Annotated in this window: 19 protein-coding genes and 1 tRNA gene; 2 read left to right on the top strand and 18 right to left on the bottom strand. The window is 54.6% G+C overall.

What is annotated here, in order from left to right; translation table 11 throughout:
• Positions 1–3: 3 nt before the first annotated feature.
• Positions 4–792, top strand: coding sequence for a type III secretion system export apparatus subunit SctT (sctT, locus tag EJD88_RS10945; protein ID WP_099583936.1), 789 nt, complete (start codon positions 4–6; stop codon positions 790–792).
• A complete protein-coding gene (gene sctU, locus EJD88_RS10940) occupies positions 789–1,886 on the top strand; it encodes a type III secretion system export apparatus subunit SctU (RefSeq protein WP_112193340.1) in 1,098 nt (365 codons plus the stop codon). The genes sctT and sctU overlap by 4 nt, the downstream gene beginning before the upstream one ends.
• Here sctU and EJD88_RS10935 read toward each other — a convergent pair whose 3' ends face one another.
• The 18 genes from EJD88_RS10935 to lolB all read right to left on the bottom strand — a co-directional run bounded on the left by EJD88_RS10935 (position 1,887) and on the right by lolB (position 14,571).
• Positions 1,887–2,255: a transcriptional regulator gene (locus EJD88_RS10935; protein WP_099583938.1), complete on the bottom strand. Its 369-nt coding sequence runs from the start codon at positions 2,253–2,255 to the stop codon at positions 1,887–1,889.
• Positions 2,252–2,455, bottom strand: coding sequence for an HrpT family type III secretion system protein (gene hrpT / locus EJD88_RS10930; RefSeq protein ID WP_099583939.1), 204 nt, complete (start codon positions 2,453–2,455; stop codon positions 2,252–2,254). Before hrpT ends, EJD88_RS10935 begins: the two co-directional genes overlap by 4 nt.
• On the bottom strand, positions 2,452–4,587 hold the full coding sequence (gene sctC / locus EJD88_RS10925) for a type III secretion system outer membrane ring subunit SctC (RefSeq protein ID WP_112193342.1): 2,136 nt from the start codon (positions 4,585–4,587) through the stop codon (positions 2,452–2,454). The genes hrpT and sctC overlap by 4 nt, the downstream gene beginning before the upstream one ends.
• A 14-nt stretch (positions 4,588–4,601) precedes the next feature.
• Positions 4,602–5,012 (bottom strand): type III secretion protein, encoded by a 411-nt coding sequence (locus tag EJD88_RS10920; RefSeq protein WP_178117340.1) that lies wholly within the window; start codon positions 5,010–5,012, stop codon positions 4,602–4,604.
• On the bottom strand, positions 4,996–5,211 hold the full coding sequence (locus EJD88_RS10915) for a hypothetical protein (RefSeq protein WP_112193344.1): 216 nt from the start codon (positions 5,209–5,211) through the stop codon (positions 4,996–4,998). The genes EJD88_RS10920 and EJD88_RS10915 overlap by 17 nt, the downstream gene beginning before the upstream one ends.
• Positions 5,212–5,314: 103 nt before the next feature.
• Entirely contained in the window at positions 5,315–5,890 is a 576-nt protein-coding gene (gene sctL, locus EJD88_RS10910; protein ID WP_158877934.1) for a type III secretion system stator protein SctL, read from the bottom strand.
• Positions 5,868–6,446 carry a type III secretion protein gene (locus EJD88_RS10905; RefSeq protein ID WP_244653858.1) on the bottom strand — a complete coding sequence of 193 codons (579 nt, stop codon included), beginning with the start codon at positions 6,444–6,446 and terminating at the stop codon, positions 5,868–5,870. Before EJD88_RS10905 ends, sctL begins: the two co-directional genes overlap by 23 nt.
• A 13-nt stretch (positions 6,447–6,459) precedes the next feature.
• On the bottom strand, positions 6,460–7,260 hold the full coding sequence (sctJ, locus tag EJD88_RS10900) for a type III secretion system inner membrane ring lipoprotein SctJ (RefSeq protein WP_158877933.1): 801 nt from the start codon (positions 7,258–7,260) through the stop codon (positions 6,460–6,462).
• 8 nt (positions 7,261–7,268) lie between these two features.
• Entirely contained in the window at positions 7,269–7,634 is a 366-nt protein-coding gene (locus EJD88_RS27200; RefSeq protein WP_256673711.1) for a type III secretion apparatus protein RspB, read from the bottom strand.
• A gap of 100 nt (positions 7,635–7,734) precedes the next feature.
• Positions 7,735–7,938: a hypothetical protein gene (locus tag EJD88_RS10890; protein ID WP_158877932.1), complete on the bottom strand. Its 204-nt coding sequence runs from the start codon at positions 7,936–7,938 to the stop codon at positions 7,735–7,737.
• 207 nt (positions 7,939–8,145) lie between these two features.
• Positions 8,146–9,063, bottom strand: a complete 918-nt coding sequence (locus EJD88_RS10885; RefSeq protein ID WP_112193352.1) for a sigma 54-interacting transcriptional regulator — start codon at positions 9,061–9,063, stop codon at positions 8,146–8,148.
• Positions 9,064–9,386: 323 nt separating this feature from the next.
• A complete protein-coding gene (gene ychF / locus EJD88_RS10880; protein ID WP_099583947.1) occupies positions 9,387–10,487 on the bottom strand; it encodes a redox-regulated ATPase YchF in 1,101 nt (366 codons plus the stop codon).
• 22 nt (positions 10,488–10,509) lie between these two features.
• A complete protein-coding gene (gene pth, locus EJD88_RS10875) occupies positions 10,510–11,094 on the bottom strand; it encodes an aminoacyl-tRNA hydrolase (RefSeq protein WP_003171596.1) in 585 nt (194 codons plus the stop codon).
• Positions 11,095–11,262: 168 nt separating this feature from the next.
• Complete coding sequence (locus EJD88_RS10870; RefSeq protein WP_158877931.1) at positions 11,263–11,862, bottom strand: 50S ribosomal protein L25/general stress protein Ctc; 600 nt, start codon at positions 11,860–11,862, stop codon at positions 11,263–11,265.
• A gap of 138 nt (positions 11,863–12,000) precedes the next feature.
• Complete coding sequence (locus EJD88_RS10865) at positions 12,001–12,942, bottom strand: ribose-phosphate pyrophosphokinase (RefSeq protein ID WP_003171603.1); 942 nt, start codon at positions 12,940–12,942, stop codon at positions 12,001–12,003.
• Between the two features lie 46 nt (positions 12,943–12,988).
• Positions 12,989–13,063, bottom strand: a tRNA-Gln gene (locus EJD88_RS10860).
• A 37-nt stretch (positions 13,064–13,100) separates the two neighbouring features.
• Entirely contained in the window at positions 13,101–13,952 is an 852-nt protein-coding gene (gene ispE / locus EJD88_RS10855) for a 4-(cytidine 5'-diphospho)-2-C-methyl-D-erythritol kinase (protein ID WP_099583949.1), read from the bottom strand.
• 1 nt (position 13,953) lies between these two features.
• The gene (gene lolB, locus EJD88_RS10850) at positions 13,954–14,571 is read right to left on the bottom strand and encodes a lipoprotein insertase outer membrane protein LolB (protein ID WP_099583950.1); all 618 of its coding nucleotides are present in this window, start codon (positions 14,569–14,571) and stop codon (positions 13,954–13,956) included.

Below are 14,571 nucleotides of genomic sequence, written 5' to 3'. Positions count from 1 at the left end.
CCTGTGCTGCTGTATCTGGAGTTCCTGCCCAGCCTGATCATTGGCATGGCGCGTATCTACCCCTGCGCCTTTCTGGTGGTCGCGTTCTGTTTTCAGCATATCCGTGGCATGCCACGGCACACCATCGTGATGGTCATGGCGCTGATGCCTGCACCGGGTATTCATGCGGCATTGGAGGGCCACGACTACTCAGGGCTCATGCTCGGTGGCCTGGTGCTCAAGGAAGTGGCCCTGGGGTTTTTGTTGGGCGTTTTGCTTTCTATGCCGTTCTGGATGTTCGAGTCGGTAGGCGCACTGCTCGATAACCAGCGCGGCGCCTTGGCCGGCGGCCAGCTCAACCCTTCGCTGGGGCCGGATGCGACGCCCATCGGGCATTTGTTCAAGCAGTTGGCGATTTTTCTGTTGATCGTCAGCCTGGGGCTGGGCTCCCTGACTCAGGTGATCTGGGACAGTTACCTGATCTGGCCCCCCACGGTGTGGTTTCCGCTGCCGGCGGCGAATGGCATGAGCGTATTTGTCGACCTGCTCGCGGATACCTTCACGCACATGATGCTCTATGCCGCACCGTTCATTGCAGTGCTGCTGTTGCTGGAATTCGGCATCGCGTTGCTGGGGGTCTACAGTCAGCAGTTGCAGGTGAGTTCGCTGGCGCCACCGGTCAAGAGCCTGGCGGGTATCGGAATTCTGCTGTTGTACTTTGCGCTGCTACAGGACTTGATCGTCGGGCGCATGAGCCAGTTGGGCGACCTCAAGCACTCGCTGGGCCTGCTGTTCAAGGCGGCGATACCATGAGTGATTCCGGCGAGAAAAAACACCCGGCATCTGCCAAGAAGCTGCGTGACCAACGCAAGAAAGGCCAGGTTGCTCAAAGCCAGGATGTGGGCAAGTTGCTGGTGCTCACCGCCATCAGCGAAATCGCGTTGTTCACCGCCCAGACCAGTTTGCAACGGTTCCAGCAACTGATGATGTTGCCGATGTCCCGCCTGAACCAGCCTTTCGTGCGAGCGCTGGAGGAAGTGTTGGCCGAAGGCCTGGTGGTGTTTTTCTCGTTCGCCCTGCTGATGGCCGGTGTTGCGATCATCGTGAAGCTGATCAGCAGTTGGATGCAGTTCGGGATACTGTTTGCCCCGCAGACCCTGAAGCTCGATTTCAACCGCCTGAACCCCCTCAGCCAAATCAAGCAGATGTTCTCAGCCCAGTCGCTGATGAACCTATTGATGAGCATCGCCAAAGCGTTTCTCCTGGGATTGATTGTGTACGTGGTGGTCTGGCCTTCGTTGGGAACGTTGATCAACCTGGCCAATAGCGACCTGCAAAGTTACCTTCTGGCGCTGATTGCACTGTTCCGTCACCTGCTGCACGCGTGCCTGGGGTTGCTGCTGGTGCTGGCTCTGATCGACCTGATATTGCAGAAGCACTTTTTTGCCAAGCGCATGCGCATGACTCAGGTCGAGGTCGTCAAAGAGTATAAGGATATGGAGGGCGACCCCCATGTGAAAGGGCAGCGCCGCTCGTTGGCGTACCAATTGGCCCAAGAGGAACCGAAGGTCAAGCTGCCCAAGCTGGAGGAGGCCGATATGCTGGTGGTCAACCCGACGCACTTTGCCGTAGCGCTTTACTACCGCCCCGGCAAAACACCGTTGCCCTTGCTGGTGGACAAGGGCACTGATGCCAACGCTCGCAAACTGATCCACCGCGCCAAGGCGGCCGACGTGCCAGTGATCCAGTGTGTTTGGCTCGCTCGCACGCTTTATACGAAGAAACTGGGCGAGAACATTCCGCGCGAAACCTTGCAAGCCGTCGCGTTGATCTACCGGACCTTGCGCGAGCTCGATGATGAGGCCAAGCGTGAGACCCTGGAGTTGCCAGAGCTTGAGCAACGTTGATCAGCGGGTTGAGCCCGTGTCCAGGGCTTGCAGGCTGGCCAGCGTCAGCATCCGGCTGAGGACCCTGTCCGCAGCGCGGGTTGTTGCAGGCAGCGCGTGCCAGATCACCAAAGTGTCCTGGGCGTCGAGGTAGATAAAACAGCCATCGAACGCCAGCGCTTGCTCAAAGCGTCGTTCCAACGCCTGCTGCAATTGCCCGGTCTGCAGCGCTTCGCGAGCGACCAGCAGCGCCACCCCTGGTTGGGTGCCTGCGTTCTGTGCGCACACCGTTATACCAGGGCCGAGCGTAAGGTGAGCGGCAGTGCCGCCCACCAGGTTATCGAGGAAGACCTGACGCTGATGGTCGTCCAGTATCCCCGGAGTACTCATCGCTCCAGCGACACCGTCTGATAGTCCGCACGCTCCCCGGCGGGGCCGGGTTCGACGCGCATTTGAGGCGGCCACCAGATCACCAGCTTATCCTTGGTGGATTGCGGGCGTGAGCAGGAGTCGCCCTTGCAGGTCGGTGTGCAACCGGTGGCGAGCAATGCCGCGCCGATCAGGGTGACGTACAACAAGCGGTGTTTCATGGCGTGGCCTTCTGGATTGGAGAGAGCAAGGAGGGGCGTGGCACGCTGAGGTGTTCATCCTTTACCACCGGTCGCATGGCGATAAAGACCTCGGCTTCTTCACCTGGCTTGAGCCAGGCACGCGGCCAGACACTCACGGCCAACGTCTGCGAGTTGCTGCATTCTTTTTCATCAATGCGCACATTGCGCGTGAACTGGTTGCGCAGCACCACCACCGCGACGTTGTAATCCGGTCCGGCATACCATTGGCTGCGTTCGGTATTCAGTGCCAGCAGGTCACGGGTGTTGCACAGGGTATCTAGCCCCAGTGGCATCGGCGCCGCCTTGAAGGCCTTGGGGACTTGCCCGCTGACCAGATGGGCCAGTGTGCTGGTGATGTCGCTGCGCTTGATCACCGGTTGGTGCGGGTTAACGCGCCTGGCCAGCGGCGTGAGGGCGGCCTGCAGTTCGGCCTGGTCGGCCTGGGGCAAGTAGCGTGACGGGTCGGTTTGGTCACCAATGACACGCGGGGTGAGGATGAACAAGCGCTCACGCCGATTGTTCTGGCGCTCGGTCGAGGAGAACAGCACCTTGCCCAGCAGCGGAATATCACCCAGCAACGGCACTTTGTTTTGCTTGTCGCTGCGCTCGGTCACGTGGAAGCCGCCGACCACCAGCGAACGCTTTTCCGCCATCACGGCCTGGGTGCTGACCTTGCCTCGGCGCACGTCAAGGTTGTTCGGATTGGGGTTGGTCTCGTCGAAATTGCCGTCTTCAATATCCACCACCAAGTGGATCTGATGGCCGCCACGGCTGGTGATGACGCGAGGCACTACCTGGAAGCTGGTGCCCACGGTAACCGGCAAAATGGTTGCATTCTCTCTACCGGGCGTCAGGTACTGCGTGCGGTTGAAGTCGATAACTGCCGGTTGGTTTTCCAGGGTGAGCACGGAGGGGTTGGAGACCATGGTTGCCAACCCCTTGGCTTCCAATGCGCGTATATCGGCATAGAAGCGGTCACGGTTTTCAATCGATAGTTGCGATGAGGTGCCCGGCGAGACATTGGCGCCGCCGCGAAACCGGCTGTTCTGAAAGCCCCAGTTCACCCCGAACTCGCGCAACTGCGTGCGCTCGATATCGAGGATGATCGCATCGATCTCAACCAGCTTGCGCGCGACGTCGAGCTGGCTGATCAACTCCCGATACATCGCCTGACGCTCTGGCACGTCGTAGATCAGCACGGCGTTGTTACGCACATCCGCCTCGACGCGGATCCGGCTGCTGGCGACCGGAGCTCGCGGGGTCAAGGTCGCCCCCATGTCCATTTGCGCCGGGTTGGCGTTTGCACCAAGCATTTGGCCCAACAACGGGTTGCCCAGGCGCGGCACGTTTGGCGTGAGAGGCGACGGCTGGGCGGCAGGGCGCTGGCCGAGCCCCGAGAGAGCAGAAGAGGAGCGCGGTTCCAGCAGCCCGCGCAAAATGCTGGCGACGCCTGGAACGTTGAGTTTTTCACCGCGGTAATCCACCAGGCGGTCTGTCGCATTGGCGAACTTCAACGGGTAACTCAGCACGCTCTGTTTTTCATCCGCAGAGCGGCGTTGACTGCTGAATTGCTTGATCTGTTGGATATAGCTCTTGGGACCGGAGACGAGTACGACACCGTCTTCCGGTAGCTCGCCCCAGCCGAAACGGCTATCGAGCAGTCCGATATCGGTCAGCGCCTGCTTGAGGTCGCTGATCGTCTCCGAAGACACCTCCAGCCGCGCGGACTCCTGCTGGTCCAGCGTGCTGATGTACAGGGTGTTGTTGTAGAGATACCACTGGAAGCGGTGCTCAACGCCCAGCCTGTCCAACATGGACTGCGGGGTATTCGCGCGGATCTTGCCGTTGACAGTCCCCTCCAGCAAACCCTCGATTTGCAGTTGTGTGCCGAAGGTCTGGCCGAAGTCTTCGAGCACTTCCCTCAGGGGTTTGTGTTCGGCTTCATAGGCGTAGGCGGTGTTTTTCCATTCGGGGGGGATGGCGGCGAGGGTTGGATACACCGGAGCCAACAAGCAGGCGACAGTGATCAGGCAACGCCATTTGGTACGTAGCGAGAAAGTTTCATGCGAGTCAATGCGTAAGCTGTTGTGCTTATGGACCTTGTTATACATAGATGCTTCTCTGATTAGTACAGTAACGAACGTAACGAGGTAGGCGTGAACGGGGGCGCAGACCTTTTCAGCCGCACAGCGGTGTCTCGCCATGTATCACGTTGATTGAGTAGTGATTCGACACTCCTGAGCAGATGCGATTCGCCAAGTGCAACCTTGTCGTTTTGAATAAGCCACAGCACACCATTGGTAGGGGCCTGCGACAGCACGCCTTGAAAATGATTGAGGCTGGCAGCGCCTATTCGCAGCCAGGATTGCAGGTCTGTCTGGGTGGGTTGATCTGGAGTGAGTTGGACGCGCAGTATCACCCTAGTTTCCTGGCGGCTGAGGACGATTTCGTCTTTCCCTTCAAACAATTTGATGTATTCTTTATCGCTGTTCAACCAATGAGCAACGAGAAATTCAAAGTCACTGGAAACTATCAAAAGTTGTCCTGAGTATTTGATGGTTGATACGCCCCTGCTCCTGATACGCGAAATCGGAGTAGTGCTGTTGGATCAATAGTCTGTTGAAAAAGTCTAAGTCGCCAGTCTCCATGGCCTCCTCAGCTCCTTTTTTTTGTGCCGTGTAAGCTTTTTTACTGTTTTGCAGAAGGTTAAGGGGTAAGTCTTTAAAAAAGTCCATGGAGGCTTACTCTTTCTTTATGTAGTGGTGTAAAGGTTTGATTCAGTTCCGTTCACAGAAAATATGCACGTAATATTTAAGTGATGGAGGCGCTTTAGTAATGCTATTTGTCGTGCTTGAAAAATATATCAAGCATTGAGTTCCAATCGATACAGAAGTCACCCTCGTCTGTTTTCAGTATCAGTGTTTGAGGTGGAATTGCCTCGTCTGCCTGTAGAGTCCAGCACGCAGCACCATGAATAGCCAAATACTGTGTTACAGCGTCGATTTCTGTAGGACTGCAGAGTAATTTCGCATTTATTTGCGGCATCTGACTGACCAACAACTTTTTTACGAGAACCGTCAGGCGTTTGGATTCGATTGTCTCATCAAGTATGCAACTGATCGCTTGACGGGTGATCATGCTTGCATAGTATTCGAGACTTTCAAGTGTTTTTTCATGTTCACGTTCCCAGCGCTTGAGTTGGTCATCCGCTCGTTGCCAGATTTCCACAGTGGTTTTTTTTAGCAGCGTTTTGCATTCTTCTTCGGTTAGTCTTCTCAGTTCGTGAGCCTGTGCTTTAGCATGCTCCAAAAGCTGATTAGCCTTCGTGATGTCTGCCACCACTTCATGAGGGATTAGCGGGAGTGGAAGCCTGGTACCGTTCTTGTGCAACTCAATTTTGTGCAGGCAGAGCATCGTTAAACTCCTGACCGTGCGAGTCATGAACTGTGTCGTGATTTTTCATAGATGTGACACGCCAGACAACGGCCTGCCAAAGAGTCGCGATCCGGCTGTGCGTGTTTTCGACTAATGGAGCTTTTTTTTCTATCTCAAGCACTCGCGTGCAGGGGAAGCGTAATCGAATGCGCTGCCAGATAGTGGGCTCTACCCAGGCGCGCAGTAATTGCAAAGGATCATCGCCGGTTGGAAGTATGTCAGGGCTGAGTGCTTTAGAAAGTCTCGTGCACCATAGATGGTGATCTTCACTCAAGGAGTGGGCTGTTCCAAGGTTAACGATATTTTGAATCAATGCGAGCGCGAGATCGAGTTGTTCGGTGGAGGCAAGCGCAAGTCGATATACGGTATGGTGGGGCGGGGGAGGCAAGCAGGGAACAATGCCCATAAGTTTGTTTGGCGCCGAGGCTCCAATGCGAAGAGTCAGGTCAATCTCCGGGTGTAAAGACTTCCAGTCTTCGTGGGAAGATTTCAAGGGAAATGCCCACCATTGAACCCAGGCCAGTTGTTCAGTCATTACGTGATCGGAACTAGGAACCATGGAAAGGTCCAGTTGGTACATCTGCCGTAGACTTTTCTTGCGGTAGTGGGCATCGCCTATTGCGCCAAAATAATGAACCAATCCCCGTTAAGATCAGACTGGCCAATGCAACAATAGCGCTTGTCCACCAGAAGCCAAGATCATTTGCTGGGATTAGGAAAGGACCGAAATAGGCCAACCGTCTTTGCTCCTGATAAGCCGCAGCAGGTACGAATATCACAGTGAGTTTTTGTTGATTGTCCACTGCTGTGGTCATTCCCGGAATGCTGCTTGCGACCATTCTGCGAACTCGCGCACGGATATTATCGGGATCAAGGCGAGGGTCGTGCTTGATGAATACCGAGGCTGATGCGGGTTGGACAGGTTCTCCCGGTGCGATACGTTCGGGCAATACGACGTGTACTCGTGCAACGATCACACCGTCGATGTTCGACAATGTCGCTTCAAGCTCTTGAGATAAGGCGTAGATGTAGCGAGCGCGCTCTTCTAGTGGCGTAGAAATAACGCCCTCTTTACGAAACGTATCACCCAATGTGGCACGAGCAAGTTTGGGGAGACCTACGGCCTCAAGGGTGCGTACAGCGCGGCTGATATCGCTCGTATTAACGGCTACAGTAACACCATCCTTGGTAGGGATTTTTTGTGCTCTAATATGTTTATCTGCCAGTTCTGCTACGACTTCATTTGCTTCCTGTTCGGATAATTGGCGATGGAGTTCTACGCGATCACTGCAACCGTTCAATATAAATAGAAAAGAAAGAGACAGCAGGGTTGTTTGAAGTCGACTCATGCTTTTTTCTACTGGAGGTTGCATATTTTGTCGATGCATTGGGTCGTTTTGCCAAGGCTCTTTACGAGGATTTGTGACATGAATAGTGTATTTGAGAGCTCGTTTGGATACTTTCTCATCGCATCCCTGTCGATCTGTTTGCTTAGAGTTTTTAGCTGTTTGGTTATCTTGGCTTTTGTGGTGTCAAACTGTTCTGATGCTGCAATCAACAGGTTTGACGAGTCAAGTTTTTCAGCTGCGATTCTCGACGATGTGGAGTGGCCGAGTTGTGATGAAAAAAAACTAATATCTGTGTCAGCTGTGGCATGGTCAGGCGTTTTAATGGGCTTATAAAGATCGGCATGCTCCATTATTTCATAATTGGCTATAAGCATTTTTAATCCGGTTATATGAGTGGTTCAGGGGGAGGGTGCATTGAATTTCTTGAGCCTATGGCGTCACCTCCTCGGTTGATAAACCGAGGAGGCGATTAAGTTACTGCCTTTTTTGAGCAGATGTTGAATAGTTGTTATCGTATTTAACTTCGTTGTTGAGTCGCATGCCCTCAATTTGCAACGCTTTCGCTTTTGCAGCTTCTGCCTCTACGCTTCCGCCGCCTGAAGCTCCGTAACCTCCTTGATCTCCGTAACCTGTACCGTAGTTATAAGTTTGAATTGAGTTGTTGATACCTGAAGCCATGGTGACTCTCCACATAATAGGTTTGCGGTTGCATTTCTTTAACCAGTGCTCAACTAGAGTGGTGCCTGGTATATCGCGTTACATCCTGAGCCTGGTATCACTCTGTGGCATACGTTGATACTTCGGTTCCTGGCAGTTTGAATATTGAATATTGCTAATTGTTTCTTCGGTCTGAATGATGTGTGAGTCGTGGTTTTGCGGCTGTTATTACGGGATTTCGAGTTGTTTCATCCGATAATACAGCGTGCGCGTTGCAACGCCCAATTCGGCAGCTGTCAAATCCACGTTGCTGCTGTGTCGTTGCAGTGACTCTTCAATCAGCGATTTTTCGATTTGTTGAAGCCGTTTTTTGAGATTCATTTTAGTTGCCTGATAGCTGATCATAGCCTCCGAAAAGGGCGGGAGGCCTAATACGAAGCGTTTGGCTGTCGAGCGTAGTTCACGAACGTTTCCAGGCCAAGGATGGCATAACAACTGTTGAAGCAAAGCGTTTGGGGGTGGGGGAGAAGGGCATTTAAAATTCTCAGCCTCTTGCTGAACCATGTTCAAAAAAAGCGAAATTATTCGGTCTCTACGCTCCCGCAAAGGGGGGAGCTGGATGTTGACTACGCTCAATCGAAAATACAGATCTCGCCGGAAAGCCCCTTGCGTGACCATGGCGTACAGTGACTGCTGTGCTGACGCAATGATGCGCATGTCCACTGGAATAAAGCGGGTTGAACCCAGTCGCTCCACACCCCGCGACTCCAATACCCGTAATAACTTGGCTTGAAGTGATAACGGCATGCTATCAATTTCATCCAGATATAAGGTGCCCAAGTGCGCGGATTCGATGAAACCTGCACGTGATTGGACGGCGCCGGTATAGGCGCCGCTGTTGACACCGAACAATTGGCTCTCTGCTAGGCTCTCCGGGATGGCAGCGCAGTTCACTGCGACAAAGCCTCCTCTTCTTCCCGACAAATCATGTATTCGATGGGCCAAGGTATCCTTGCCGGTGCCGGTTTCCCCTAATAAGAGTATGTCAATATTGAGTGATGCCGTGTGGGTAAGCGTGCTTTCAATATCTGGTATGTCAATGAATGAGATATCCGGTTCGGCTTTCCTGTGGCAGAAGGTTGACATTAAATAAGCGCCTCGTGTTGTTATTGCGCCAGGTAAATTAACGTTAAGCAAGCATGGGGCATGGGTTGATAGTATAAAAAATACTATGTCGAATTAAGGTAGGAATTTGCTGGTTTTGTGTAGGAGGAGTTTGAAGTTGCTTGATTAAAATTGAATTGGGTAATCATCGAGATTACATAGTTGAATAGGGTTGTAGGAGAAAAGCTTGAGAGGCGGTATTTGGCGGGAGTGTGACAGTTTTTATATTTACTTAAAGCTCGGCCACAAAAAAGCCGACGCACTGCGTCGGCTTTTTTGTGTGTTGCAATAAGCGCGTGTGAAGGCTACACGTTAAAGCGGAAGTGCATCACATCGCCATCTTTAACAATATATTCCTTACCTTCCAGGCGCCATTTGCCCGCTTCCTTGGCACCGGCTTCACCCTTGAATTGGATAAAGTCGTTGTAGGCGATCACTTCAGCGCGGATAAAGCCTTTTTCGAAGTCGGTGTGGATCACGCCTGCAGCCTGTGGCGCGGTGGCGCCGACCTTGACGGTCCAGGCGCGGACTTCTTCGACACCGGCGGTGAAGTAGGTCTGCAGGTTGAGCATTTCGTAGCCCGCACGAATCACGCGGTTCAGGCCAGGTTCTTCCAGGCCCAGGGCCTCAAGGAACATGTCTTTTTCTTCGCCGTCATCGAGTTCGGCGATTTCCGCTTCGATCTTGTTGCACACTGGCACTACGATCGCGCCTTCTTCGTCCGCGATGGCTTTTACCACGTCGAGCAGGGGGTTGTTCTCGAAGCCGTCTTCAGCGACGTTGGCAATGTACATCACCGGCTTGGTGGTCAGCAGGTGGAAGCCCTTGATCACGGCCTTCTCGTCGGCGCCCATGCCCTTCATAAGGCTGCGTGCCGGCTTGCCTTCGGTGAAGTGTGCGATCAACTGCTCCAGCAGGCCTTTCTGGACCACTGCGTCCTTGTCGCCGCCCTTGGCGTTACGCGCGACTTTCTGCAGTTGTTTCTCGCAGCTGTCGAGGTCGGCGAAGATCAGTTCCAGGTCGATGATCTCGATGTCGCGTTTCGGGTCGACGCTGTTGGAGACGTGAATCACGTTCTCGTCTTCAAAGCAGCGGACCACGTGGGCGATGGCATCGGTTTCGCGGATGTTGGCCAGGAACTTGTTGCCCAGGCCTTCGCCTTTCGACGCGCCGGCTACCAGGCCTGCGATGTCGACGAACTCCATGGTGGTCGGCAGGACGCGCTTGGGATTGACGATGGCCGCCAAGGCATCCAGGCGTGGATCCGGCATCGGCACGATACCGCTGTTGGGTTCGATGGTGCAGAAGGGGAAGTTCTCCGCCGCAATACCGGACTTGGTCAAAGCGTTGAACAAGGTGGATTTGCCGACGTTGGGCAGGCCGACGATGCCGCAATTGAATCCCATGGTGTTTCCCCTCGGAAAAAAGTCAGGCCTTCTGGCTGTGCAGGTTTTTCATCGCGCGGTTCCATTCCCCGGCGAAGATATCCGGCAGCACGCCGAGGGCAAAGTCGATGCTTGCATCGAGTTTTTCCTGTTCGGCGCGTGGCGCACGACCCAGGACGAAATTTGAAACCATACTGGCAACGCCTGGGTGGCCAATGCCGAGCCGCAGGCGGTAGAAATTATTCTGATTACCCAACTGCGCGATGATGTCGCGCAGGCCGTTATGCCCGCCATGCCCGCCGCCGAGCTTGAGCTTGGCAACGCCGGGTGGCAGGTCCAGTTCGTCATGGGCCACCAGGATTTCTTCGGGTTTGATCCGGAAGAAGCCCGCAAGCGCCGCGACAGCTTGGCCGCTGCGGTTCATGTAGGTGGTGGGAATCAGCAGACGAACATCCTGACCCTGGTGCGAGAAGCGCCCGGTCAGGCCAAAATACTTGCGATCGGCCGCCAGGTTTACACCTTGGGCATGGGCGATACGCTCAACAAAAAGGGCCCCCGCGTTATGCCGGGTCTGTTCGTATTCGGCGCCTGGATTTCCCAGGCCAACGATCAGTTTAATGGCAGTCACGACAGGGGCCCTTCCTTTGGAGTTGTGGATAACATCGCCGCGAACTGAGTGCGGCGAAAGTAGACGACAGGAGCTCACTTATCCAGAGATAAACTTCGCGTTGTCGCCCGCTTTCTCGCTACGTTCCGGTCCGCGATGTTTCCTCAAGCTCCGGCAATACAGAGTGAATTACTCTGCAGCGCCTTCTTCAGCTTCTGGAACAACGCGTGGAGCGTGTACGTTTGCAACAGCTTTGTCGTCACCGTGAGCCAGTGCAACGAACTCAACACCTTTAGGGGCTTTGAGGTCGGACAGGTGAACGATTGCGCCGATTTCCAGAGCCGACAGGTCGACTTCGATGAACTCAGGCAGATCTTTCGGCAGGCAGGTCACTTCGATTTCGTTCAGGACGTGAGAAATCTCGCCGCCTTTCTTGACCGGAGCTTCTTCACCAACAAAGTGCACAGGCACGATAGCGGTCAGTTTCTGACCGGCTACAACGCGTACAAAGTCAGCGTGCAGAACGTGGCCCTTGGACGGGTGACGTTGCAGGGCTTTGATGATTACGTTCTGCTTTTTGCCGCCAACGTTCAGTTCGATAACGTGGCTGTAGGCAGCATCGTTTTCGAGCAGTTTGGCAACTTCTTTAGCCAGCATGCTGATGGATTCAGGGGCTTTCTCGCCACCGTAAACTACAGCTGGAACCAGGCTTGCGAGACGACGCAGGCGGCGGCTCGCACCTTTCCCCAGGTCGGAACGCACTTCAGCATTCAGAGTAAAATCGTTCATGTTGTATCTCCAAAATAACCACATTCGCCCCAGCGTTTGCGACCAGCGCTAAAGGCGATATGGGCAAAAAAGCCCCGCCCCAACAGAATGCTGGGGCGGGGCGCTTTTCGTCAGTGAGGTGTTCCGAAGGTTTGACCCTTAGCGGAACATCGCGCTGATCGATTCTTCATTGCTGATGCGGCGAACCGCTTCGGCAACTACCGGTGCGATATCCAGTTGACGGATACGCGCACAGGCTTGTGCAGCAGCGGACAACGGGATGGTGTTAGTCACCACCAGTTCGTCCAGCACAGAGTTCTCGATGTTCTCGATCGCTCGGCCTGACAGCACAGGGTGTGTGCAGTAGGCGAAGACTTTTGCTGCACCGTGCTCTTTCAAGGCTTTCGCCGCGTGGCACAGGGTGCCGGCGGTGTCGACCATGTCATCAACCAGAATACAGGTACGCCCTTCGACATCACCGATGATATGCATCACTTCAGAGTGATTGGCTTTCTCGCGGCGTTTGTCGATGATCCCGAGATCAACGCCCAGGGATTTGGCAACAGCCCGTGCACGCACGACGCCACCAATGTCCGGGGACACGATCATCAGGTTTTCAAAGCGCTGATCTTCGATATCGTCCACCAGTACTGGCGAACCGTAGATGTTATCTACCGGAATATCGAAGAACCCCTGGATTTGGTCAGCGTGCAGGTCAACCGTGAGAACACGGTCGATGCCTACCACGGTCAGCATGTCAGCAACGACTTTCGCGCTGATAGCCACACGTGCGGAACGCGGACGGCGATCCTGACGGGCATAACCAAAGTAAGGGATTACAGCTGTGATTCGAGTCGCTGAGGAGCGGCGGAAGGCATCAGCCATCACGACGAGTTCCATCAGGTTATCGTTGGTCGGAGCGCAGGTCGGCTGAATAATGAAGACGTCTTTACCGCGAACGTTTTCATTGATCTCGGCTGTAATTTCGCCGTCGGAAAATTTACCGACAGAGATGTCACCGAGAGGGATATGCAGCTGACGTACGACACGTCGAGCCAGATCGGGGTTGGCGTTCCCCGTAAAGACCATCATCTTGGACACGCGCAGTACCTAGAGGCTGAGGGTAACCTGGATGAGTATTAGAAAATGGCAGGGGCGGCTGGATTCGAACCAACGCATGGCAGGATCAAAACCTGCTGCCTTACCGCTTGGCGACGCCCCTGTATCTGTTGCAACGAGTACCCAGTACTCGGTTCCTTTTAGAGCAGACTTTGCAGCTTGCGATGCAACATCGAAACGTTGCTTCCCTTTGCTACAAACCCTGTAAGGGTCTCTGTAAGAAGGGCCGAGACTTTATCAGCTTCAGCTTTGTTTGGGAAGCCCCCAAACACACAACTTCCAGTTCCGGTTAATTTTGCTTCGGTAAATTTACCTAACAAATTCAAAGCGTTACGTACCTCTGGATAACGCCTTGCTACAACCGGTAAGCAGTCATTTCGACTGTTTCCCTTGGGAACGGGGCGCACTTTAATGGGAGAAGAGTTACGTGTCAACAACGGATCTGAAAAAATTTCTGCTGTACTTACAGATACTTGCGGGACAAGCACGACATACCACGGCTCTTCGGGATATTCCGGGGTGAGTTTCTCCCCCACGCCCTCAGCAAAAGCGGCGTGTCCGTGCACGAAAACCGGGACGTCTGCGCCCAGTGTCAGGCCCAGTGCGGCCAGGCGATCATGGCCCCAGCCCAGTTGCCACAAGTGATTGAGCCCCAGCAACGTCGTCGCGGCATTTGAACTGCCGCCACCGATTCCGCCGCCCATGGGCAAAATTTTATCGATCCAGATATCGATGCCCAATGCACAGCCGGATTGTTCCTGAAGTTTTTTTGCCGCCTTCACGATCAGGTTGCTGTCGTGGGGCACGCCTTCGAATTCGGTGTGCAGGTGGATCACGCCATCGTCGCGCACGGCGAAGGTGAGCTCATCACCGTAGTCGAGAAATTGAAACAGCGTCTGCAACTCGTGATAGCCGTCTTCACGACGGCCGAGAATATGCAGCATCAGGTTGAGCTTGGCGGGTGAGGGCAGTGTCAGGCGTTCTGAAGTCACGTTATTGCCCCAGCTTGCGCGGTTGCCAATCCTTGATCACCAGCGTGACATCAAGGTCAGTGCCATGCAGCTTGATGCGCTCGGGCAGCCAATAACCGCCCTGTTCCACATAACTGAGGTACTCGACCTGCCAGCCATCCTGTTCCAGTGATGCGAGGCGGCTGTCACCATTGAGGCTCAGGCGACTCTTGCTGTCCGGAGCGGGCAAGCCGCGCACCCACCACACCAGGTGCGACACGGGTAGCTTCCAGCCAATCTGTTCTTCCAGCAGTGCTTCCGGCGAAGCCGCCTCATAGCGGCCCTGGTTGGCCACTTCAAGGCTGACTTGCCCCGGTCGACCTGTCAGGCGAGCGGCGCCACGGCCCAGCGGGCCCGACAAGCGAATGTCGTAGTAGTCCTGGCGTTGCAGCCAGAACAAGGTGCCGCTGCCTGAGTCCTTGGGTGCGCGCACCCCGACTTTGCCTTCGATCTGCCAGCCATCAATGCTGCTGAGCTGATCCTTGTGCTGTTGCCATTGCGCCGGGTTGCCCTGGCCTTCAACGGATTCACGGCTGCCGATGCCCGCGCAACCGGCGAGCAGGGCGATAAGACTGAACACTACAACGTGGCGCAAGAACAT

This window comes from Pseudomonas sp. PB105 (assembly GCF_009764655.1).
GTDB lineage: Bacteria > Pseudomonadota > Gammaproteobacteria > Pseudomonadales > Pseudomonadaceae > Aquipseudomonas > Aquipseudomonas cyclaminis.
Note: the sequence above shows the minus strand (reverse complement) of the source record. Positions and strands in the feature narration are given on the sequence as shown.